21 protein-coding genes are annotated in these 21,445 nt (G+C 71.0%); 17 read left to right on the plus strand and 4 right to left on the minus strand.

Annotation, left to right across the window (positions count from 1 at the left end; all coding sequences use genetic code 11):
- Positions 1–1,099: hypothetical protein (locus tag AB0F61_RS20715; protein WP_357812000.1), on the minus strand; the 1,099-nt coding region annotated here is incomplete at its 3' end.
- 192 nt (positions 1,100–1,291) lie between these two features.
- On the opposite strand from AB0F61_RS20715, the gene AB0F61_RS20720 reads away from it, so the two are divergent.
- The 11 genes from AB0F61_RS20720 to AB0F61_RS20770 all read left to right on the plus strand — a co-directional run bounded on the left by AB0F61_RS20720 (position 1,292) and on the right by AB0F61_RS20770 (position 9,576).
- Positions 1,292–1,642, plus strand: coding sequence for a hypothetical protein (locus AB0F61_RS20720; RefSeq protein ID WP_357812002.1), 351 nt, complete (start codon positions 1,292–1,294; stop codon positions 1,640–1,642).
- Positions 1,639–2,259, plus strand: a complete 621-nt coding sequence (locus tag AB0F61_RS20725; RefSeq protein WP_357812004.1) for a tetratricopeptide repeat protein — start codon at positions 1,639–1,641, stop codon at positions 2,257–2,259. The genes AB0F61_RS20720 and AB0F61_RS20725 overlap by 4 nt, the downstream gene beginning before the upstream one ends.
- An 8-nt stretch (positions 2,260–2,267) precedes the next feature.
- The gene (locus AB0F61_RS20730) at positions 2,268–3,533 is read left to right on the plus strand and encodes a glycosyltransferase (protein ID WP_357812006.1); all 1,266 of its coding nucleotides are present in this window, start codon (positions 2,268–2,270) and stop codon (positions 3,531–3,533) included.
- A gap of 178 nt (positions 3,534–3,711) precedes the next feature.
- Entirely contained in the window at positions 3,712–3,942 is a 231-nt protein-coding gene (locus tag AB0F61_RS20735) for a hypothetical protein (RefSeq protein WP_357812008.1), read from the plus strand.
- A gap of 373 nt (positions 3,943–4,315) precedes the next feature.
- On the plus strand, positions 4,316–5,419 hold the full coding sequence (gene ssd, locus AB0F61_RS20740) for a septum site-determining protein Ssd (protein WP_357812010.1): 1,104 nt from the start codon (positions 4,316–4,318) through the stop codon (positions 5,417–5,419).
- On the plus strand, positions 5,416–6,627 hold the full coding sequence (locus AB0F61_RS20745) for a TadA family conjugal transfer-associated ATPase (RefSeq protein WP_357812012.1): 1,212 nt from the start codon (positions 5,416–5,418) through the stop codon (positions 6,625–6,627). The genes ssd and AB0F61_RS20745 overlap by 4 nt, the downstream gene beginning before the upstream one ends.
- Positions 6,624–7,913 carry a hypothetical protein gene (locus AB0F61_RS20750; protein ID WP_357812014.1) on the plus strand — a complete coding sequence of 430 codons (1,290 nt, stop codon included), beginning with the start codon at positions 6,624–6,626 and terminating at the stop codon, positions 7,911–7,913. The genes AB0F61_RS20745 and AB0F61_RS20750 overlap by 4 nt, the downstream gene beginning before the upstream one ends.
- Positions 7,910–8,551: a type II secretion system F family protein gene (locus tag AB0F61_RS20755; RefSeq protein WP_357812016.1), complete on the plus strand. Its 642-nt coding sequence runs from the start codon at positions 7,910–7,912 to the stop codon at positions 8,549–8,551. Before AB0F61_RS20750 ends, AB0F61_RS20755 begins: the two co-directional genes overlap by 4 nt.
- Before the next feature lie 22 nt (positions 8,552–8,573).
- Entirely contained in the window at positions 8,574–8,741 is a 168-nt protein-coding gene (locus AB0F61_RS20760; RefSeq protein ID WP_081883916.1) for a DUF4244 domain-containing protein, read from the plus strand.
- Positions 8,742–8,863: 122 nt separating this feature from the next.
- Positions 8,864–9,178 carry a TadE family type IV pilus minor pilin gene (locus AB0F61_RS20765; RefSeq protein WP_357812168.1) on the plus strand — a complete coding sequence of 105 codons (315 nt, stop codon included), beginning with the start codon at positions 8,864–8,866 and terminating at the stop codon, positions 9,176–9,178.
- Between the two features lie 2 nt (positions 9,179–9,180).
- Entirely contained in the window at positions 9,181–9,576 is a 396-nt protein-coding gene (locus AB0F61_RS20770) for an Rv3654c family TadE-like protein (RefSeq protein WP_357812018.1), read from the plus strand.
- A gap of 166 nt (positions 9,577–9,742) precedes the next feature.
- Here AB0F61_RS20770 and AB0F61_RS20775 read toward each other — a convergent pair whose 3' ends face one another.
- The 3 genes from AB0F61_RS20775 to AB0F61_RS20785 all read right to left on the minus strand — a co-directional run bounded on the left by AB0F61_RS20775 (position 9,743) and on the right by AB0F61_RS20785 (position 13,204).
- The gene (locus tag AB0F61_RS20775; protein ID WP_357812020.1) at positions 9,743–10,321 is read right to left on the minus strand and encodes a hypothetical protein; all 579 of its coding nucleotides are present in this window, start codon (positions 10,319–10,321) and stop codon (positions 9,743–9,745) included.
- Between the two features lie 154 nt (positions 10,322–10,475).
- Positions 10,476–10,685, minus strand: coding sequence for a hypothetical protein (locus AB0F61_RS20780; RefSeq protein ID WP_357812022.1), 210 nt, complete (start codon positions 10,683–10,685; stop codon positions 10,476–10,478).
- Positions 10,686–10,783: 98 nt separating this feature from the next.
- Positions 10,784–13,204: a DEAD/DEAH box helicase gene (locus AB0F61_RS20785; RefSeq protein ID WP_357812024.1), complete on the minus strand. Its 2,421-nt coding sequence runs from the start codon at positions 13,202–13,204 to the stop codon at positions 10,784–10,786.
- A gap of 140 nt (positions 13,205–13,344) precedes the next feature.
- Between AB0F61_RS20785 and AB0F61_RS20790 the strand changes: the two genes are divergently transcribed.
- The 6 genes from AB0F61_RS20790 to topA all read left to right on the plus strand — a co-directional run bounded on the left by AB0F61_RS20790 (position 13,345) and on the right by topA (position 21,386).
- Complete coding sequence (locus tag AB0F61_RS20790) at positions 13,345–13,701, plus strand: STAS domain-containing protein (RefSeq protein ID WP_357404550.1); 357 nt, start codon at positions 13,345–13,347, stop codon at positions 13,699–13,701.
- Positions 13,698–14,135 carry an ATP-binding protein gene (locus AB0F61_RS20795; RefSeq protein WP_030334228.1) on the plus strand — a complete coding sequence of 146 codons (438 nt, stop codon included), beginning with the start codon at positions 13,698–13,700 and terminating at the stop codon, positions 14,133–14,135. The genes AB0F61_RS20790 and AB0F61_RS20795 overlap by 4 nt, the downstream gene beginning before the upstream one ends.
- A gap of 315 nt (positions 14,136–14,450) precedes the next feature.
- Complete coding sequence (locus AB0F61_RS20800; RefSeq protein WP_357812026.1) at positions 14,451–16,811, plus strand: sodium-translocating pyrophosphatase; 2,361 nt, start codon at positions 14,451–14,453, stop codon at positions 16,809–16,811.
- 102 nt (positions 16,812–16,913) lie between these two features.
- Positions 16,914–17,456 carry a hypothetical protein gene (locus AB0F61_RS20805; RefSeq protein ID WP_357812028.1) on the plus strand — a complete coding sequence of 181 codons (543 nt, stop codon included), beginning with the start codon at positions 16,914–16,916 and terminating at the stop codon, positions 17,454–17,456.
- Positions 17,447–18,184 (plus strand): hypothetical protein, encoded by a 738-nt coding sequence (locus AB0F61_RS20810; protein WP_357812030.1) that lies wholly within the window; start codon positions 17,447–17,449, stop codon positions 18,182–18,184. Before AB0F61_RS20805 ends, AB0F61_RS20810 begins: the two co-directional genes overlap by 10 nt.
- A gap of 361 nt (positions 18,185–18,545) precedes the next feature.
- A complete protein-coding gene (gene topA, locus AB0F61_RS20815; RefSeq protein WP_357812032.1) occupies positions 18,546–21,386 on the plus strand; it encodes a type I DNA topoisomerase in 2,841 nt (946 codons plus the stop codon).
- Positions 21,387–21,445 lie beyond the last annotated feature (59 nt).

Here is a 21,445-nt window from a genome sequence, read left to right on the forward strand (position 1 = left end):
GGGTGCTCAGGGCGCCACCGGGGCTCAGGGCGAGGCGGGCGTTCAGGGTGCCCAAGGTGCTCAGGGCGCTCAAGGTTTCCAGGGTGCGCAGGGCGAGGTGGGCGCTCAGGGTGCGCAAGGCGGCACCGGCGTTCAGGGTGCTCAGGGCGCCACCGGGGCTCAGGGCGAGGCGGGCGTTCAGGGTGCCCAAGGTGCTCAGGGCGCTCAAGGTTTCCAGGGTGCGCAGGGCGACGTCGGCGCTCAGGGCGACGCTGGCGTTCAGGGTGCCCAAGGTGCTCAGGGTGCGCAGGGCGACGTCGGCGGTCAGGGTGCTCAGGGCTTCCAGGGTGCTCAGGGTGAGGTAGGCGCTCAGGGCGAGGCGGGGGTTCAGGGCGCTCAAGGTGCTCAGGGTGACGCCGGTGTTCAGGGCGCTCAAGGTTTTCAAGGTGCGCAGGGCGAGGTGGGCGCTCAGGGTGCGCAAGGCGGCACCGGTGTTCAGGGTGCGCAGGGCGATGTGGGGCCTCAAGGCGCTCAGGGCGCTCAAGGCTTTCAAGGCGCTCAGGGCGCCACCGGGGCTCAAGGCGAGGCGGGCGTTCAGGGCGCTCAAGGTTTGCAGGGTGCGCAGGGCGAGGTCGGCGCTCAGGGTGCTCAAGGTTTCCAGGGCGCTCAGGGCGCCACCGGGGCTCAAGGCGAGGCGGGGGCTCAGGGCGCTCAAGGTTTGCAGGGTGCGCAGGGCGAGGTCGGCGCTCAGGGTGCTCAAGGTTTCCAGGGCGCTCAGGGCGCCACCGGGGCTCAAGGCGAGGCGGGGGCTCAGGGCGCTCAAGGTTTGCAGGGTGCGCAGGGCGACGTCGGCGCTCAGGGTGCTCAGGGCGACGCTGGCGTTCAAGGTGCTCAGGGTGCGCAGGGCGTGACTGGCACTCAGGGCGCCACCGGGGCTCAAGGGGAGGCGGGCGTTCAGGGCGCTCAAGGTGCTCAAGGTGCTCAGGGTGACGCTGGCGCGCAGGGAACTCAGGGTGCTCAGGGTCTCCAGGGTTCGCAGGGCGACGCTGGTGCCCAGGGCTTTCAAGGTGCCCAGGGCTTTCAGGGCGCAGAAGGACCTCAGGGCGACACTGGCGCTCAAGGCGACCTAGGCGCGCAGGGTTTCCAAGGTGCCCAGGGCTTTCAGGGGGCCCAGGGCGAGGCAGGCGCTCAAGGTGCTCAGGGCGAGGCAGGTGCCCAGGGGATCCAGGGCGCTCAAGGTTTCCAGGGTGCTCAGGGCTTGCAGGGCGTACCGGGTCCGCAGGGTGCCACCGGCGCCCAGGGTGCGCAGGGAGTGGCGGGCAACGGAATTCAGTCCGCCTACATTCAGGGTCCGCTGACCGTGATTGCGGATACCCCCGTCAACTTCGGCTGTGAGCCGGGCGACATTGCCGTCGGAACCGGATACCAGCTCTCAGGTGCGGGCGTGAACCCGGTGCTGATCCAGCCACTTTCGACAAGCGGCTACCAGTTCACCTTTACCGGCGGAGGTGCTGACATCTGGGTTTCCTGCATCTCGCTCGGTACACCGGTGGCGTTTGCGCCTGCAGCCAACACGTCGGACCGGGCGTCGACCAACAGTAGCGATGCCAGTCGATCGAACAGCGAGTCGGGCAGCTCCGTTACTGTCAAGGAGGAGAAATGAGCACGCGTCAGATATTTGGGTCACTCGCCTGTGGGGCGGTCCTGCTGACCGGGGTCGCAGGATGCAGCGAGAAACCTGCTGAGAAGCCGCAGACGAGCAACTCTGGCGACAAGGCGAACGGCGACACCAACGCCGGAACCGCTCCGGCGGATCTGCTGAAGCTCGGCGTCGAGCAGGGTCAAGCCGGTAACCTCGACGCGGCTAAGACCACCTTTGAGAAGGTGCTGGCGGCCGAGGCCGACAACAAGTTCGCCTGGTTCAACCTGGGCTTCATCGCTCAGTCGCGCAACCAGCCAGACGAGGCAATTAACAGCTACGACAAGGCGCTGGCGGCCGACGGCAACTACAAGCCGGCCCTTTTCAACAAGGCGATTGCGCTGGAAGCTAAGGCTCCGACGACGTCGATGGACATCTACCGCAAGGTCGTGTCGATCGACAACAAGTCGTCAACCGCCTACCTCCGACTGGGCATGCTGCTGTCCCAAACCGGTGACGACTCGGCGGCGCGGGACGCCTTCAAGGCCGCGATCCGGCTGGACAAGGGGCTTACCTCAGCCGTTCCGGCGAAGTACCGCCCGGCTCCGACCGCTCGATCATCAGCTCCGGCGGGTAGGTGACTGGCTCAATGCACACACCGCGCGTGACGGTCTTTACAGGAAGCAATCGTACCCGTTTCATCGACGAATGCTTCCGCTCGCTGGTCGCGCAAACTTTCACCGATTGGGAATGGGTGGTCATTCTCAACCAAGGGTCTCGTTGGCGGCCGGAGAGGCAGGACGACCGGATCCGGCTCATTGTCCAGGACAACCTGGACGGCGTTGGCGCTGTGAAGGGGTACGCCTGCGCCGAAGCTGCCGGCGACATACTGGTCGAGCTTGACGACGACGATCTACTCAGCAGCGACTGTCTGCAACAGATCGTCGACGCCTTCGACGCCAACCCGGAGGTGGGGTTCGTCTACAGCGACACCGCACAGATCCAGGAGGACGGCGGCCGCTGTGAAGACCGTTTCGCGAGTGCGTTCGGCTGGCGGCACTACGACGATAAAGTGGACGGCCGCGAGGTGTTGGTCTGCCGTGCGTTGTCGCCAACGCCACACAATGTGAGCTACATCTGGTACGCACCGAACCACGTGCGGGCCTTCCGCCGAGATATCTATGAAAAGGTCGGCGGATACGACGAGTCGCTCGACGTAGCGGACGACGCTGACCTGATGGCTCGGATGTACCAGGTGAGCGAGTTCCATCACGTTCAGAAATGCCTTTACTTGCAGCGCATGCATGCCAAGAACACGCAGCGCATCCCGGACGTCAACGCCCGAATCCAGCAGCGTACGGTGGAGATCTACGACCGGAACATTCAACAGAATGCGCTGGCGTGGTCACGGCGGCAGGGGCTCTTGGCGCTGGATCTGGGTGCCGCCCACAACAAGCCCGAAGGCTATCTCGGCCTGGACTGTCATGACAGGCCGGGCGTTGACATCGTCTGCGATATAACCAAGGGAGTTGATCTCCCGGACAGCAGCGTCGGAGTCATTCGGGCCGCCGACTTCCTGGAACATGTTCCGGACAAGATCGCGCTGTTCAATGAGCTGTACCGACTGCTCGCACCGAACGGGATGCTGTTGTCGCTGACGCCCAGCACCGACGGCCGAGGCGCCTACCAGGACCCGACGCATGTTGCCTTTTACAACGAAAACTCGTTCTGGTACTTCACGGACGCCAACTATTCTCGGTTCGTGCCTGAAATCAAATGTCGTTTTCAGACGTCGCGCTTGGTCACGTATTTTCCAAGCGAGTGGCACCAGGCGCACAACATCCCGTATGTGTCCGCGAATCTCATCGCAATCAAGGATGACGCCCTTCGTAACGGCGGCCCGCTGAACATATGACTGTGTCGTGCCGATGCCGCCGAAGCGTAGACCTCGACATCGGCTGGGTCGGCGTCCAAAGCCGCCGTAGCAGCCCTTGAGGCCGCCCAACGCGAGCAGGAAGGCTGACCAGGCACGGTGTGGCGTCCCGAGAAATAGACCGTACGCCGGATCTTGCGTGAGCCGTAGGGTTCGGAGCATGTCTGACGAAGTGGAGATTGTCCTTCGCCTTGACCGACCGACGGCGACGTCGCTCGCGGACCTGCTTTACAACATTGGCGAGCACCAGGCTGCCGGTATGCCTGTCGCGTTGTTGCCGCCCGACGACAGCGAACGGCTCGGGCGGGTGCTCTACCAGCTCTGGCGAGCCTTGGGCGTCGCGCTTCCCTACAGCGACGATCCTGGGAACGAACCTCGTCGCCGGATCTGATGCCGTCCCGCGGGGCTTGATTAACTCGACATCGTTGATGTCGCGGCATCGGTGACGTATGGACACCCCGACGTTCGGGATGTCGAGTCGATCATCGACCCCTCAGCGGAAAGAGGGCGTGGTCGGCTCCTCTGGACCAACCAGCTCGGCTGACCCGGCGACAGCGAGGGCCGCTCCCGCAAGGAGCGGCCCTGTTGCGTCTCCGCGCGGCTCCCGGGTCCCGGACAGGCCGCGCGCGTAGCAGATCAATTGTCTTGGCGGGCGTTGTCCACAGCCCACGAGGTTGTCCACAGGTGGCGCGGTCGGGGCGGCCTGCCGCGCGGTTTCCGAGCAGGGTCGGCGGCATACCACAGCCCGACCGCTGGAGGCCGCGATGCCATCCCGTACCTCGGTTCCACCGATCCGCCGGCTTCCGCTGGTCGTCACCGGCGACGACGATCTGCTCGACGATCTGCTCCGGCTCGCCGCCGCCGGCGGGACCGAGGTGGACCTCGCCCGCGACCCGGCCGCGGCGCGCACTCGCTGGCAGCCCGCTCCGCTGGTGCTGCTCGGTGCCGACCAGGCGCAGTCGTGTCTGCGTGCCCGGCTGCCGCAGCGGTCCCGGCTGGTGCTTGTCGGCCGAGCCGGTCAGCTCGACGCCGGCTGGCAGATCGCCGAGCTGATCGGCGCCGAGCACGTCGCCATGCTGCCCACCGCCGAGCCATGGCTGGTGGATCGGTTCGCCGAACAGGGTCCGGACCGCCCGGACGGCGTCGGCGCACGGATCGTCGCGGTGCTCGGTGGCCGGGGCGGTGCCGGAGCGAGCGTGCTCGCTGGCGGCCTGGCCGTCACCGCCGCACGGGCCCGGCTGCGCACGCTGCTGGTCGACGCGGACCCGCTCGGAGGTGGCCTCGACCTCGTGCTGGGTTGGGAGCAGTTGGAGGGGCTGCGCTGGCCGTCACTCAGCAGCGCCGACGGGCGAGTGGACGCCCCGGCGTTGGTGCGGGCCTTACCCAACCGGGGTGATCTGGTGGTGCTCTCCTGGGACCGCGGCGAGATGCTGGCGCTGCCAGCGGCGGCGATGGCGGCGACAGTCGACGCCGCCCGGCGTGGTCGAGACTTCGTGGTCGCCGATGTGCCCCGACAGTTGGACGACGCCGCAGTGGTGGCGTTGCAGGCGGCGGACCAGGCGTTCGTCGTCGTCCCCGCCGAGTTACGTGCCACCGCCGCGGCCGCTCGCGTGGTGGCCGCGGCCGCCCCGCACTGCGCCGCGCTCTCGGTGGTGGTGCGCGGGCCCGCTCCGGGCCGGTTGCGCGCCACCGAGGTCGCCCGAGCCCTTGGCCTGCCGCTGGCTGGCACGCTGCGGCCCGAGCCGGGGTTGTGCCGTGGGCTGGAACGAGGCGAGGCGCCGGCCGCCGCCGGGAAAGGCCCGCTTGCCGCACTGTGCCAGCGGATCGTCACCGACCTGACCGGTGTGCCGGCGGCGGGTGCGGCATGACCGGCCGGTCGCAGGACGGCACCCTCGCCGCCCGGGTGCGGCAGCGGATCGCCGCCGCCACCACCCCGGTCACTGCGGCGTCGATCGTCTCGGCCGTACGGGCCGAGCCAACCGCTGCGGTGCTCGGCGACAACGCCGTGCTGCGGATAGCCGACCGGGTGCGCGACGACCTGGTGGGTGCCGGGCCGCTGGCCCCACTGCTCGCCGACCCGGAGGTCACCGACGTCCTGGTCAACGGGACCCGGGTCTGGGTCGACCGTGGTTCGGGGTTGCAGCAGGTCGCGGTCCCGTTCGGCTCGATCGAGGACGTGCGACGGCTGGCGCAGCGACTGGTCGCCAGTGCCGGACGGCGGCTCGACGACGGCTCCCCGTACGCGGACGCCCGGCTGCGCGACGGCACCCGACTGCACGCAGTGCTGCCGCCGGTGGCGACCGAGGGCCCCTACCTGTCCCTGCGGACCTTCCGGCACCGACCGTTCACTCTGGACGAGCTGGTCCGCCACGGGACCGTGCCGCGACCGGTGGCACCGCTGCTGGCCGCCGTCGTGGCTGCCCGCCTGGCGTACCTGGTCACCGGGGGAACGGGATCGGGCAAGACGACGCTGCTCAACACGCTGTTGGGGATGGTGCCAGCCACCGAGCGGATCGTGCTGGTGGAAGACGCCGCCGAGCTGCGTCCGGGGCACCCGCACGTTGTCGGTCTTCAGGCGCGCACCGCCAACGTGGAGGGATCGGGCCTGGTCAGCCTCGGCGACCTGGTTCGGCAGGCGTTGCGGATGCGTCCGGACCGCCTGGTGGTCGGGGAGTGCCGGGGCGGTGAGGTGGTCGATCTGCTCGCGGCGCTCAACACCGGCCACGACGGGGGCGCTGGCACCTTGCACGCCAACTCCCCGTCCGACGTGCCGGCCCGGCTGGAGGCGCTGGGCATGCTGGGTGGGCTGCCGCGCGCCGCACTGCACGCCCAGGTGGCCGCCGCGTTGCAGGTGCTGTTCCAGGTGCGGCGCGGCGACCGGGGACGTGTCCTGGAGTCGGTCTGCCTGCTCCTGCCCGACGGGCCGGAACGGTTGGTGACAGTGGTGCCCGCCTGGGTACGCGACAGCGGGCTCGGGTTGGCCGCCCGCGCACTCGGGGCGCTGCTGCGGGAGCGCGGGGTGGCGGTGCCACCGATCCTCAGCGAGCCGTGGCCCGGATCGGCAGGCCCGGCATGACCGGCGCGACGCTGCTGGCGGCGGCGCTGCTGCTGGTCGCTGCGGCCCTGGTGGCGTGGCCCGTGCGGAGCATCCGCGCCCGCCGACGTCGGGTGCTGACTGCGGGACGGGGGAGCGGCGGCGCTGATCCCAACGACGCACTCGTGGAGTGGATCCGGGAACTCGGCCGCACGCCGGACGGGCCGGTCGACGGGCACATCGGCCTGCCGACCCCTGGTGGCCCGGTCGGCATTCCGCGCCGGCCGAGGAGCACCGCGGGTGGGAGCGGGAGGCCGACCGCGCTCGGCTGGCCCAGCCGGGACGTCACCGGCAGCGCGGGTCGACCTGGGTCGACGGGCGGGTCGGTGGGGTGCGCCGGTCCCGCGGGCCCGACACGCCCGCCGACCCGTCGGGATCCCCGACGTCCAGCCGGCGCTTCCGGACACGAGGCCAGGATCCCGGGCGTCGAACGATCGGGCGGCACATCCGTGGCCGCGATGACGATCGGCGGCGGCGACCTGGACGGTCGGGACGACGCTCTGGGCGCGGTGACGACCGGTGGGTCCGGCGACGTGGCGGACAGGCCGGGCGACACGTCCGGCGCGGCAACGGCCGAGGCGCGCTGGGCTGCCGTCCGCCGAGCCGACCGGTCCGTCGAGTCGGCAGATGCCCCGGGTGTGGCTGCGCGGCAAGGGGTTCCACGGTCGTCGAGGCGGGTGCTGCCGCTGGTCGGGCTGCTGGCTGGTGGCGTCGGTGCGGTGGTCGGCGGCCCGGTCGCAGCGGTCGCGGTGGGCGGGTACGCGGCGCTGGCCGGACGGGCGGTGGTGCGCTGGCGAGTGAACCGGGGTGCCGAGCGAAGGCGGCGACGCGGCCTGGACCAACTGTGTGGCCTCGCGGCGGACCTCCGGGCCGGCCTGCCCGTGCAGCACGCGATCGACGCCGCCACCGATGGGTGGGACGGATCGGACCGGCTGCGTGAGCTGACGGCAGCGGCGGTGCGACTGGCCGATCGCACCGGCGCACCGCTGGCGGAACTCGTCGAGCGGATCGAGGCCGACGCTCGGGCGACCGACCGGGGTCTGGCGGCCGCGGCGGCCCAGGCGGCCGGTGCCCGGGCCACGGCCTGGTTGTTGGCCGCGTTGCCGGCGGGTGGGATCGGGCTCGGGTACGCGATTGGCGTCGACCCGGTGGCGGTGCTGCTGCACAGCAGCGTCGGCGGCGTCTGTGCGGTCGTCGCGGTCGCCCTGCAGGTCACGGGCCTCCTCTGGACGGAACGACTGGGCGCGACGCCAGGGCGGGCCGGATGATGTCGCGAAGTCCGGCGATCCGCCGCAGCCCGACCGGTGGGTGGCGGCCGGACGCGATCCGCCTCGCCGCGGCGCTGGGCGGGCTCGCCGTCGCCGTTGTCGTCGAGGGCTGGCTGGGGCTGCTCGGTGCGGTTCCGACCGCGTTCCTGCTGGATGTCCTGCTGCGGCGGATCGAGTCACCCGGTGTGCGGAGGCGGCGGCTTCAGGAGGCCGTCGACCTGCCGCTCGCCGTCGACCTGCTGGCCGCCGCGATGCGGGCGGGCGCTCCGGTGGATCGCTCGGTACTGGCCGTCGCCGAGGCCCTGGACGGACCGCTCTCCGCGCGGCTGGCCCGGGCCGGTCGCACGCTGCTGCTCGGCGGCGGCCCTGCGGAGGCGTGGTCTGCGTTGGACGGCGTGCCCGGTGCGGAGCGGTTGACCGCAGCGGCGCTGCGCTCTTCCAAGAGCGGCGCGGCCCTGGCCGGCGCACTGACCCGGCTCGCCGACGACCTGCGTGCCGACCGAGCGACCGCCGCCGAGGCGTCAGCCCGTCGGGCGGGCGTGCTCATCGTTCTGCCGCTGGGGCTCTGCTTCCTACCGGCGTTCATTCTCGCTGGCCTGGTGCCGGTGATCGTCGCCGTTCTCGGCGACGTGCTCTGACCCATCGAGAAGGGAAACAGCCATGCGCAAACTCATCGCCCGCCTGCGCGGCGACGCCGGAATGAACACGGCCGAGTACGCCGTCGGCACGCTCGCCGCGGTCGCCTTCGCGGGGATCCTGTTGAAGGTGCTGACCTCCGGCAACGTCCAGTCGGCCTTGACGGCCGTCATCGACCGGGCGTTGAAGTGACCGGGCGCCGGCAGGTTGGCCGCGATCGGCGGCCGGACAATCCCGAGCGAGCGCTCGGCGGGCGGAGCACCCGCGCTGTCGAGCGGGTCGCCGACGGGGACCGAGGGTCGTTCACCGCCGAACTGGCGGCTGGCCTGCCGGCGCTACTCCTACTCCTGCTGGCCGGCCTCACCGCCGTCAATGCGGTAAGCGCCCAGGCCGGCTGCCTGCACGCCGCCCGGGAAGCGGCGCTGGCTACCGCCCGCGGCGCGGACGGCAGCGCGGAAGGCGCGCGTGCCGCACCGCCGGGCGCGGCGGTGTCGGTGTCAGTCGACGGCGACCTGGTGCGGGCGACGGTACGCGCGCCAGTCCGGGCGCTGGGCGGCCGGCTCCCGCGGATCACCGTGGTCGCCACCGTGGTCGCAGCCGTGGAACCCGGCGCTGCCGGAAGGAGCTGACAGTGCGACGGACTCACGGTCCGGACTCCGCGCGACCCGATGGCGGCCCACCGGACGCGCAGCGTGGTGGCGCGACCGTCCTGGTGCTGGCGACCGGGCTGGTCTTCCTGCTGGTCGGCACGTTCGGTGCCGCCATCGCCGCAGCTCAGCTAGCGGTTCAGCGGGCGGCGGTGGCAGCCGATCTCGGCGCGCTGGCGGGAGCCGCCCACCCGCTCGACGGCGAGGCTACGGCCTGCGCGTTCGCGACCGACGTCGCCAGCCGCAACGCCGGTCGGACGGTCGGCTGTCGCCTCGACGGGCTGGACGTGCTGGTGACCGTCGAGGTGGTGTTCACGCCACTTCCCGGGCTGACCCGGGTCGCCACCTCGACGGCCCGCGCTGGGCCAGTGCGCGGTTGAGAGACATTGTGGCTGGGCGGTGGCTGAGCCCGTGGTGGGCGAGCCCGCGGGGCCGGCCGCTCGATGAGCCGGCGCACGTCGCGGTGTCCGCCGACGGCCTGCTGGCCGGGGCAGGGCGGAGGGCCTTGTCCCGGTCAGCGGCCGAACAGCGGCTGGGCAGGGGGTGTCAGCGAGCCTGGAGCGCGTCGAGGGCGACGGCCATGGCGATGACCAGGCGGCGGTCGATCTGCGGGTGCTGCACCTCGACGATGTACTTGTCGCGCAGGCCCCACTTCTTGACCACGGTGAAGACCGGCTGGCCGCCCGCGGTGAAGTCGAAGTGGTACGGCAGCCAAGACAGCGAGTCGACGAACCGGCGCAGCAGTGCCACCGGCAGGCTGCGCTCCTGGCCCGTCACCTGCGGCAGGCCGGCCTGCTCGACGTGCCACGTGGACCGGAGCAGTGACTGGGCGAAGTCCTTGCGGAACAAGCCGATCGCGTTACCGGCGGCGTCGGTGACGTCGTACGTGGCGCCGAGGTCGATGCGCTGGCGGGCCTTGAAGCCGAGCAGGGGCTGCTGCTTCGAGTCGTCCGTGTAGATCGTCACCTGCTCCTTGAAGGCGAGCCGCTTCTGCTGCGCGAACGCGATCAGCTCACCCTCGGTGCCGTCCGGAGAGACCGAGCGGACCTCGTACTGGTTGACCATCATGCGCAGGCGCTGGCGGACGTGGAACTGGTGCTGGCTCTGCAAATTGTCGTACTGCATCTGAACTCCTCAGGGGGTTGGTCCGCCGGAGTCTCGCACAGCTTGACAACCGTCGTGCTCCCCGCCATCGACGATCGCAAGACGCTGGGTGGCCGTCGGGGGCGGCCGGACGACTACCCGAGCATCGCGTTGCCCGTGCTGGTGAAAGGGTGGATCAGCGCACGTCGGTGGTGGTCGCGGCGCGTAGCGCCCAGGTGTTGAGGACCTGGTGGATCACGCGCAGCCGTTCGTTGATCAACTCCAGTCGTTCGGCCTGAGCCAGGTTGGCCAGCGCGGACCCGAGCGCGATCTGCTGGTCGAGGGTGAGTTGATCCTGGTCGATGGTATAGAGCAGGTCGACGGTCTCGGCGATGGTGTCGGCCACGGCTCCTCCTCGGGCAACGGGGGGCGATCAGCAACAAAGGCATCGATGGAAGCGCTCCCACACATTGTGCCCAGTGCCATGCCGATTCATGCAAGCGCTCAGTCGGGCAGGTTCGCCAACACCACGTCGAGCACCCGGATCGCGTCCGGCTTGGAGAGCGGGTTGTTGCCGTTGCCACACTTCGGCGACTGCACGCAGGACGGGCAACCGGTCTCGCAACCGCACTCGGCGATCGCGTCCCGGGTGGCCCGCAGCCACGCCGACGCCGTGCCGTACGCCCGCTCGGCGAACCCCGCGCCACCCGGGTGCCCGTCGTAGACGAAGACGGTCGGCGCCTCGGTGTCCGGGTGCACGGCGGTGGAGAGCCCGCCGATGTCCCACCGGTCGCAGGTCGCCATCAGCGGCAGCAGGCCGATCGCGGCGTGTTCGGCGGCGTGCAGCGCACCGGGCACGTCGGCTGGCTGGACACCTGCGGAAGCCAACGACTGCGGCGACAGGGTGAACCAGACCGCCACCGTGCGCAGCTCCCGGGTGGGCAGGTCGAGCGGCCTGGTGTCGATCACCTCGCCGGTGGCGATCCGACGCCGCTGGTACGACACGACCTGACTTGTCACGTCCACCTCGCCGAGGAACATGCCGACCGGCCCGGCGTCCACGTAGGAACGCACCGACACCACCGACAGGTCGGTGACGTCGCGGGCGTGGGTGGACCAGTCCGGCTCCTCGGCGTGCACAAGCGCGCAGCCGTCGGCGAGGTCGAGGTCGTCGACCACGTACGAGACACCCTGGTGCAGGTAGACCGCCCCGGGGTGGAGCAGGAAGTGCGAGGAGCCGCCGTCGACAGTGCCGAGCAGCCGGCCGGTCGACGACTCCACCACGCAGAGCGGAGCGCCGCCCTCCCCGCGCAGGTCCACCTCGGGCCGCTCCCGGTGCCGCCAGTACCAGCCGGTGGGCCGCTGCCGCAGCGCCCCGGCGGCTACCAGTTGGTCGACGGCCTCCTTCGCCCCGTCGCCGAACAGCACCAGGTCGGCGGGGGTGAGCGGCGCCTCGACCGCGGCGCAGGCGAGCTGCGGCGCCAGCACGTACGGGTTGGCCGGGTCGAGCACCGTCGCCTCCACCGGGGCGCCGAAGATCGCCTCCGGGTGGTGCACCAGGTAGGTGTCGAGTGGGTCGTCCCGGGCCACCAGCACGGCGAGGGCTTCCTGCCCGGAACGCCCGGCGCGGCCCGCCTGCTGCCACAGTGACGCCCGGGTGCCGGGGTAGCCGCAGATCAGCACCGCGTCCAGCCCGACCAGGTCCACGCCCAGCTCAAGCGCGTTGGTGGAGGCCAGGCCGAGCAGGTCGCCGTGCAGCAGCGCCCGCTCCAGCTCGCGCCGCTCCTCACGCAGGTAGCCGCCCCGGTAGGCGGCCACCCGGTCGCCGAGCCCCGGCACCGCGTCGTCGAGCGACCGGCGTGCGTTGGCCGCCACGACCTCGGCCCCCTTGCGGGAGCGGACGAACGCGAGGGTGCGTACCCCCTCGGCGACCGTGTCGGCGAGCAGGTCCGCGGTCTCGCGCAGCGCCGACCGGCGGACCTGGTGGAGGTCGTCGTGCTCACCTGTCGCCTGCGGGGGCACCGGGGCAGAGGAGCCGGTGTCGCGGGGCAGCAGCGGCGGCTCCCAGAGCGCGAAGGTCACCCCGCCGCGCGGCGACGCGTCCTCGGTGACCGCCGTCACCGGCAGACCGGTCAGCCGTCCGGCCGCGGTCGCGGGGTCGCCGGAGGTCGCCGAGGCGAGGACGAAGACCGGGGTGGCCCCGAACCGGGCGCACTGCCGGCGCAGCCGACGGAGCACGTGCGCCACGTGCGAGCCGAACACCCCCCGGTAGGTGTGGCACTCGTCGATCACCACGTACGCGAGTCGGCGCAGGAAACCGGACCACTGGGCATGACCGGGCAGGATGCCGTGGTGCAGCATGTCGGGGTTGGTCAGCACGAACCGGGAGTGCCGGCGGATCCACTCCCGTTCGGCGCGCGGAGTGTCACCGTCGTAGCAGGCGGGGCGTACCCCTTCCAACTCCAGCGCGGCGACGGCCCGCAACTGGTCGGCGGCGAGCGCCTTGGTCGGCGCGAGGTAGAGCACCGTGGCCCGGGGGTCGGCGAGCAGTGTGGCCAGCGCCGGGAGCTGGTACGCAAGTGACTTGCCGGACGCGGTGCCGGTGGCGACGACCACGTGCTGACCCTCGTACGCCAGGTTGGCCGCCTCGGCCTGGTGCTGCCAGGGTGCGGTCACGCCGCGTCTGGTGAACGCCGCGCGTAGCTCCTCCGGCGCCCACGACGGCCATTGCGCGGGCACTCCGGCGCGGGCCGGCACCCGCTCGACGTGGGTGACCGGGTCGCCGGCGCCCCGGGCTCGGAGCCGGCGCAGCAGCTCGGTCGGCGCTGGCCCGGGGCCGGGACCAGCGGATACGGTGGCCGAGGGCGACGACTCCAGGTCAGGGCGCGGCGTGCGATGCGCCGAGCTGAAGTCGTTGGTGGTCACGCCCTGCACTCTCGCACTGGTGTTCGGAGATGAAAAGTCGGGCCGGGGGGTAAGGGGAAGCCTCCGCTGGCGTCCGCAGGCCGCACCGGCGGTAGTGGTTAGATGCCCACGAGAGTTTACGGCTCTGGCGAGGAGGACCGATGGAGCTGTCGCTGGCGACCCGCACCGAGGGCGAGCACACGGTGCTCGAGGTCGGTGGTGAGGTGGACGTCTACACCGCGCCCCGGCTCCGCGAACGACTCCTCGAGTTGATCGACGGTGGCGCCCGGCACGTGGTCGTCGACCTCGACCGGGTGGACTTCCTCGACTCCACCGGGTTGGGCGTGCTTGTCGGCGCGCTCAAGCGGCTCCGCTCGGCCGGCGGTTCGTTCGCGCTGGTCTGTGACAAGGAGCCCCTGCTCAAGATCTTCCGGATCACCGCACTGGACCAGGTGTTCCCGTTGCACCCGACGGTCGATGCGGCGATCAGCGCCGACCCGGCGGGCGCCGGCGCGTGATGGCGACCGTCAAGCTTTCGTTCTCCCCCGCCCCGGTGCACGTGCGCACCGCCCGGCTGGTCGGCGTCGCCGTCGCACGGCGGGCCGGGGTCCGGGAGGACCTGCTGGACGAGGTGCGCCTGGCCATCGGTGAGGCGTGCACCCGCGCGGTGGCCCTGCACCGGCAGTACGGCCTGGCCGACCCGGTGCTCGTGGAGATGTCCGACGGTGGTTCGTACGCGGTGCGGGTGGTGGACCGGGCGCCGATCGAGGCTGGGATCGGCCTGACGGCGCTGCCTCCGGACGAGTTGGCCAACGAGTCGCTCACCGATGAGGCGCTGACCACCGGCGTCGGGTTCGCGCTGCTCGCCGGTTTCGTCGAGGACCTGCAGGTGCGTCCGGTCGACGAGGGCATCGGCACCGAGGTGCGGATGGTGTGGCCGGTCGGCCGCTGACCAGAACTGTTTCGTGGGCCGCATCCCGGTGGGGGTGTGGCCCTTCTGTTTCATGGACCACGCCCTATATCAGATTCGGATTCATAACACAGCGACGAAGATCATCGCGACACGGTGGCACCTGCGTGTGACCTCCGACACTGCGGAGGGCTACAGTACCCGGGTTGTCAGCAAGTGATCCATCCCGCAGCCAGCGGGTATGGGTGGTCATCGCTGGTCCGCTGGGGTTGGCGCTCGCTTGCGAAATCCGCATCCAGGCGTCGGTCGGTGCGTCTCCACTCACCGGCGCAAGTGTTCGGTAACAGGAGGACACAGATGTCCGAGACCTTGGCCGCCGACGGCGGCGGGCTTTCCCTTACCGGAAGCAACGTCACCTACGTCGTCATCGCCGCGGTGATCGCGCTGGTGGCGCTCGCCTTCGCCGCCGCCCTCACCAGGACGGTGCTGGCCGCCGGTAAGGGCACCACAAACATGCAGGAGATCTCGGGGGCGGTCCAGGAGGGCGCCTCGGCCTACCTGCTCCGCCAGTTCCGTACCCTGGCGATCTTCGTCGTCATTGCCGTGGTGCTGCTCTTCCTGCTGCCGGTGCACGACACCGACGGCAGCGAGGTCGCGGTGAAGTTCGGCCGCTCGCTCTTCTTCGTGGTGGGCGCCCTGTTCAGCGCGTTCATCGGCGGCGCGGGCATGTGGTTGGCCACGCGCGCCAACCTGCGCGTCGCCGCCGCCGCGAGGGAGCGGGCGGGTGGCCGCGAGGCGGCCATGAAGATCGCCTTCCGGACCGGTGGGGTGGTCGGCTTCCTCACCGTCGGCCTCGGCCTCTTCGGTGCCGCGCTCGTCGTCCTGGTCTACCGGGGCGACGCGCCGACCGTGCTGGAGGGCTTCGGCTTCGGCGCCGCGCTCCTCGCGATGTTCATGCGGGTCGGCGGTGGCATCTTCACCAAGGCCGCCGACGTCGGCGCCGACCTGGTCGGCAAGGTCGAGCAGGGCATCCCCGAGGACGACCCGCGTAACGCCGCCACCATCGCCGACAACGTGGGCGACAACGTCGGTGACTGCGCCGGCATGGCCGCCGACCTGTTCGAGTCGTACGCGGTGACGCTTGTCGCCGCGCTGATCCTGGGCCGCGCCGCGTTCGGCGAGGAGGGCCTGGTCTTCCCGCTGATCATCTCCACCATCGGCGTCCTGGTCGCGATCGTCGGCGTCTTCATCACCCGGCTGCGCGCCTCCGACCGCAACGCCCTGACCGCGATCAACCGGGCCTTCTACATCTCGGCGGTGCTCTCCGCGGTGCTGGTGGCGATCGCCGCCTACGCCTACCTGCCGGCGACCTTCGGCGAGTTCGACGCCGGCCTCACCGACGCCGGCGGCAACCCGCGGTTGGTGGCCATCGGCGCGGTGGTGATCGGCATCGTGCTGGCCGCCGCGATCCAGGCGCTGACCGGCTACTTCACCGAGACCAACAGGCGTCCGGTGCAGGACATCGGCAAGAGTTCGCAGACCGGTGCGGCCACCGTCATCCTGGCCGGCATCAGCATCGGCCTGGAGTCGGCGGTCTACTCGGCGCTGCTCATCGGCGCCGGCGTCTTCGGCGCGTTCCTGCTCGGCGGCAGCTCCATCACGCTGTCGCTGTTCGCTGTGGCGCTGGCCGGCACCGGCCTGCTCACCACGGTCGGCGTGATCGTCGCGATGGACACCTTCGGGCCGATCTCCGACAACGCCCAGGGCATCGCCGAGATGTCAGGTGACATCGACGAGCACGGCGCTCGCACGCTCACCGAGCTGGACGCGGTCGGCAACACCACCAAGGCGATCACCAAGGGCATCGCGATCGCCACGGCGGTGCTCGCCGCGACCGCGCTGTTCGGGTCGTACACCGACTCGCTGAAGGTCGCGTACGCGGACGCGGGCGTGGGCGACGTCGGCTCGGAGATCCTCAACTCGCTCAACGTCGCCAACCCGCGCAACCTGGTCGGCCTGATCATCGGCGCGGCGGTGGTCTTCCTCTTCTCCGGGCTGGCCATCAACGCGGTGTCCCGCTCGGCCGGCGCTGTCGTCATGGAGGTTCGCCGGCAGTTCCGTGAGCTGCCCGGCATCATGGACGGCACCCAGCGTCCGGAGTACGGCAAGGTCGTCGACATCTGCACCCGGGACGCGCAGCGCGAGCTGATGACCCCCGGCCTGCTGGCCATCCTGGCGCCGATCGCGGTCGGCTTCGGCCTCGGGCCCGGCGCGCTCGCCGCGTACCTGGCCGGCGCGATCGGGACGGGCACTCTGATGGCTGTCTTCCTGGCCAACTCCGGTGGGGCGTGGGACAACGCCAAGAAGCTGGTCGAGGACGGCGCGTACGGAGGCAAGGGCTCCGAGTCGCACGCCGCGACGGTCATCGGCGACACCGTCGGCGACCCGTTCAAGGACACCGCCGGCCCGGCGATCAACCCGCTGATCAAGGTGATGAACCTGGTCTCGCTGCTGATCGCGCCGGCCGTGGTGGCGTACAGCGTCGGCGACGACCGCAACGTCGGCCTGCGGGTCGGTATCGCGCTGGTCGCGACGTTGATCATCGTGGCGTCTGTGATCTTCAGCAAGCGCAAGGGCATCGCGATGGACAGCTCCGACGCCGACGGCAGCGCCGGCGCGGGCAGCACCGACCACCGGCCGGAGACGGTCAACGCCTGACCCGGCACCGGCACGGGGTCCCCGGTCGACATTCGCGTCGACCGGGGACCCCGGCCGTCCGGCCCGGTGCCACACCTGCCCAAAGGCCGTACGCTGCAACGCATGCGTACGTGCCGGGCGTCTGCCGCCGGAAAGCTCACGGTGGTCCTGGCCACGATCGTCGTCGTCCTCGCCGGCTGCGGCGGCGGCCCCAGCCCACGGGCCTGGGCGGCGTCGGTGTGCGGCGCGCTCACCCCGTGGCGCTCCGAGATCAGCAAGCTGACCAGCAGTACCGACGAGCAGATGACCGCGCAGACCACGCCGGCGCAGGCCAAGGAGAACCTGGTGCGGCTCTTCGGTGGGGCGGAGCAGGCAAGTGAGGCCGCGCGCCGCAAGGTGGAGCGGGCGGGCGTCCCGGAGACCGACAACGGTGAGGCCATCTCCGCCGGTTTCCGCAGCTCGCTGGGGAAGATGCGGGACGCGTACGGCCGTGCCCGGGACACCATCGACGGGTTGGGCACCGGCGAGCCGACCGCCTTCTACGACGGCGTGCGGGCCGCTGTCGCGACCCTCAACACGGAGTACGACGCCAGCGCGCTGGACACCAGCAAACTCAACTCCGAGGAGCTGAAACAAGCCTTCGACGAGGTGCCGGAGTGTCACTGAGCAGGCTCGGTGACACCGGGAAGGCAGAGCCACCCCCGGCGCTGTTTCCCGCGCCCGAGTCGGACGCGCCCGCACCCGCGCGGCGGCGCGGCGGCCAGACCCAGAACGCTCCACCCCGCAACGGCTCGGTTCAGGGTGACGAGGCGGGGCGGCAACTCGTCTTCTTCGGCGCGGAGGCGGCCGAACCGACGGTCGCCGACCTGGCCGGGCTGCTCGCCGGGCCGGGCGAGGTGGTCCGCATGGGCGGCACCGCCCGGCTCTCGGTGCAGGTGGACGCCGCGTGGCGGGTGCACGTGCTCGTCGCCGAACTGGCGTCGCGTGGGCTGGCGGCGAGCTGGGAGCCCACCGAGGGGGAGCGACACGCCGTGCGCACGTCGTACACCCGGGTCCTGAAGCCGCTCGCGGCCGCCTGGCTGCACGGTACGGCGAAACGCCCGCCGGCCACCTTCCACCTGACCGGCCGGCGGCTGCGGCTGTGGCTCGCCGCGGCCGGGACGCCGGAGCCACCCGGTGGCTTCCTGTTGCGGCTCGGCGCGGACGACGGGGAGTGCTGGGAGCCGATCGGGGTCGCGCTCGCCGCGGCCGGGCTCGCTGGCACCCTGCTCAGCCCGGGTGCGGGCGGCCCGGCGTACCGGATCACCGGGCGGCGACGGTTGGACCGGCTCGCCGAACTGGTCGGCCGCCCACCGCCGGCGGCGCCCGCCGCCGCGTGGCCGATTCAACCCTGAACCGGTCATTCCGCCCAGGTTGTCGGTGCTCTCGGGGGCGACGACCGGTGTCCGGTGCCAGACAGCCGACAGGCCCATCCAGGCAGAAAACGGGCGGGTCGACGCTCGGCCGTAGGCCCGCCATCGTCACAGTGACCCTCTTCGAGCCCTACCCACGGTGTACGGTGGCGCCGTCCGGCAGTGCCGAGCGCGGCGGGGCGAGAGTTGACCGTCGCGCGGTGGCGGTTTGCCGCCCGCGAAACCCGAAACGCGGGCGGCGCGTTACGTTGGACATCCGGACCGCCGGTGCGACGGCGGGGTCGAAGGCGGTCGCTGTCCGAGCGCTGGCAGGCCACGAGCAGGAGTGAGGTCGGGGAGAGACGTGCCGAGCAACGCTGGAACCACCCGTCTGGTCATCGTCGAGTCACCGGCGAAGGCCAAGACGATCTCGGGCTACCTCGGCCCGGGATACGTCGTGGAGGCCAGCTTCGGTCACGTCCGCGACCTGCCCCGCAACGCCGCCGACGTGCCGGCCAAATACAAGAAGGAGCCCTGGGCCCGGCTCGGGGTGGACGTGGACAACGGCTTCCACGCGCTCTACGTCGTCTCCGCCGACCGCAAGCAGCAGATCAGCAAGCTGGTGAAGCTGGCCAAGGAGGTCGACGAGATCTTCCTGGCGACGGATGAGGACCGCGAGGGCGAGGCGATCGCCTGGCACCTGGTCGAGACGCTCAAGCCCAAGGTCCCGGTCCGGCGGATGGTCTTCCACGAGATCACCAAGCCGGCGATCCAGGCGGCCGTGGCCAACCCCCGGGAGATCGACCGCGACCTGGTCGACGCCCAGGAGGCGCGGCGGATCCTCGACCGGCTCTACGGCTACGAGGTCTCCCCGGTGCTGTGGAAGAAGGTCATGCCGAGGCTCTCGGCCGGCCGGGTGCAGTCCGTGGCGACCCGCATCGTGGTCGAGCGGGAGCGGCAGCGGATGGCCTTCCGCACCGCCGAATACTGGGACATCCTGGCCACCCTCGCCGTGACGAACGCCGGCGAGGGCCCGCGCGCGTTCAACGCCACCCTGATCGCCCTGAACGGCGACCGGATCGCCACCGGTAAGGACTTCGAGCCGACCACCGGCCGGGTGAAGCCCGGCGCCGGGGTCGTCCACCTGGACGAGAGCGGTGCCCGGGGTCTCGCGGCCCGACTCGACGGGCGGCCGTTCACCGTCACCCGGGTCGAGGAGAAGCCCTACCGTCGTCGCCCGTACGCGCCGTTCATCACCTCGACCCTCCAGCAGGAGGCGGCCCGCAAGCTGCGCCTGTCCTCGCAGCAGACGATGCGCACCGCGCAGCGGCTCTACGAGAACGGCTACATCACCTATATGCGTACCGACTCGGTCAACCTGTCGGAGACCGCCATCTCGGCGGCCCGCCGGCAGATCGTCGAGTTGTACGGCGAGCGCAGCGTGCCGCCGGAGCCCCGCCGCTACACCGGCAAGGTGAAGAACGCGCAGGAGGCGCACGAGGCGATCCGCCCGGCGGGGGACAACTTCCGCACCCCGGGCGAGGTGGCCAAGGAGCTGTCCGCCGAGGAGTTCAAGCTCTACGAGCTGATCTGGCGGCGGACCATCGCCTCGCAGATGACCGACGCGGTCGGCTCCAGCGTCTCGGTGCGCATCCGCGCGGTCTCCACCTCGCAGGAGGAGGCCGACTTCGGCGCGACCGGTAAGACGATCACGGACCCGGGCTTCCTGCGGGCGTACGTGGAGTCGAGCGACGACGAGAACGCCGAGGCGGAGGACGCCGAGCGCCGGCTGCCGACCCTGGTCAAGGACCAGCCGCTGACCGCCGACGAGCTGGCCGCGCAGGGCCACCACACCCAGCCGCCGTCGCGCTACACCGAAGCGTCGCTTGTCAAGGCCCTGGAAGAGCTGGGCATCGGCCGGCCGTCCACCTACGCGTCGATCATGCAGACGATCCAGGACCGGGGGTACGTCACCAAGCGCGGCCAGGCGATGATCCCGACCTTCCTGGCGTTCGCGGTGATCGGGCTGCTGGAGCGGCACTACCCGCGCCTGATCGACTACGACTTCACCGCCACCATGGAGAACGAGCTGGACGAGATCGCCGGTGGTGACCACGCCGCTGTCGACTTCCTCACCGCGTTCTACTTCGGCAGCTCCAACGGTGCCGGCGACCAGGACATCGCCCGTTCCGGCGGGCTGAAGAAGCTGGTCACCGAAAACCTCAGCGACATCGACGCCCGCAGCGTCAACTCGATCCCGCTCTTCACCGACGACGAGGGCCGCGAGGTCGTCGTCCGGGTCGGCCGGTACGGGCCGTACCTGCAACGGGAGTTGCCCGGCGGCGAGCAGCCGGCACCGGCGGCCTCGGGTGAGGGCGAGGAGGGCGGCACCCCGGGCGGTGACCGGGCGCCGATCCCGGAGGGCCTGGCCCCGGACGAGCTGACCCCGGAGAAGGTGCACGAGCTGTTCCTCGGCGGCAGCGGCGAGCGCAAGCTCGGCGACGACCCGGCCACCGGCGAGCCGATCGTGCTCAAGTCCGGCCGGTTCGGCCCGTACGTGTCCAGCGGGGAGCGGAAGTCGTCGCTGCTGCGGACGCAGACCCCGGACTCACTCACCCTGGAGGAGGCGCTCAAGCTGCTCAGCCTGCCCCGGCTGATCGGTGTCGCGCCGGACGGGGTCGAGGTCTTCGCCAACAACGGCCGCTACGGCCCGTACGTCAAGCGGGGCGAGGAGTTCCGCTCGCTGGAGTCCGAAGAGCAGATGTTCACCGTCGGCCTGGACGAGGCGTTGGCGCTGCTGGCCGCCCCGAAGGCCCGTGGCCGGCGGGCTGCCGCGCCGCCGTTGCGGGAGATGGGCGTCGACCCGGCCACCGAGAAGCCGATGGTGATCAAGGACGGTCGGTTCGGTCCGTACGTCACCGATGGGGAGTTCAACGCGTCGTTGCGGCGCGGGCAGACTCCGGAGGCGCTGACCATCGAGGAAGCGTCCGAGATGCTGGCTGAGAAGCGGGCGAAGGGCCCGGCGCCGCGGAAGAAGGCGGCGGCGAAGAAGGCCCCCGCGAAGAAGGCCACGGCGGCGAAGAAGACGGCCGCCGCGAGCAAGTCCACGGCGGCGAAGAAGGCCACCACGGCCAAGGCGACGACCGCCAAGAAGGCCCCGGCCAAGAAGGCCGCGCCCCGCAAGGCCGCCACCAACACGGAGTAACCCAACCGGACGAGATCTTGGAAGGAAAGTGCCCCTCCAGGGGCGGTTTCCTTCCAAGA

Source organism: Micromonospora sp. NPDC023888 (assembly GCF_040639415.1).
In the GTDB taxonomy this organism is placed as follows: Bacteria; Actinomycetota; Actinomycetes; order Mycobacteriales; family Micromonosporaceae; genus Micromonospora.

Excerpts from the sequence above, each read along its gene's own strand:
- AB0F61_RS20790 (WP_357404550.1), top strand. The coding sequence starts at position 13,345 with ATGGAGCTGTCGCTGGCGACCCGCACCGAGGGCGAGCACACGGTGCTC.
- AB0F61_RS20760 (WP_081883916.1), top strand. The coding sequence starts at position 8,574 with ATGCGCAAACTCATCGCCCGCCTGCGCGGCGACGCCGGAATGAACACG.
- AB0F61_RS20755 (WP_357812016.1), top strand. The coding sequence starts at position 7,910 with ATGATGTCGCGAAGTCCGGCGATCCGCCGCAGCCCGACCGGTGGGTGG.
- AB0F61_RS20725 (WP_357812004.1), top strand. The coding sequence starts at position 1,639 with ATGAGCACGCGTCAGATATTTGGGTCACTCGCCTGTGGGGCGGTCCTG.
- AB0F61_RS20775 (WP_357812020.1), bottom strand. The coding sequence starts at position 10,321 with ATGCAGTACGACAATTTGCAGAGCCAGCACCAGTTCCACGTCCGCCAG.
- AB0F61_RS20735 (WP_357812008.1), top strand. The coding sequence starts at position 3,712 with ATGTCTGACGAAGTGGAGATTGTCCTTCGCCTTGACCGACCGACGGCG.
- ssd (WP_357812010.1), top strand. The coding sequence starts at position 4,316 with ATGCCATCCCGTACCTCGGTTCCACCGATCCGCCGGCTTCCGCTGGTC.
- AB0F61_RS20745 (WP_357812012.1), top strand. The coding sequence starts at position 5,416 with ATGACCGGCCGGTCGCAGGACGGCACCCTCGCCGCCCGGGTGCGGCAG.
- AB0F61_RS20730 (WP_357812006.1), top strand. The coding sequence starts at position 2,268 with ATGCACACACCGCGCGTGACGGTCTTTACAGGAAGCAATCGTACCCGT.
- AB0F61_RS20805 (WP_357812028.1), top strand. The coding sequence starts at position 16,914 with ATGCGTACGTGCCGGGCGTCTGCCGCCGGAAAGCTCACGGTGGTCCTG.
- AB0F61_RS20750 (WP_357812014.1), top strand. The coding sequence starts at position 6,624 with ATGACCGGCGCGACGCTGCTGGCGGCGGCGCTGCTGCTGGTCGCTGCG.
- AB0F61_RS20800 (WP_357812026.1), top strand. The coding sequence starts at position 14,451 with ATGTCCGAGACCTTGGCCGCCGACGGCGGCGGGCTTTCCCTTACCGGA.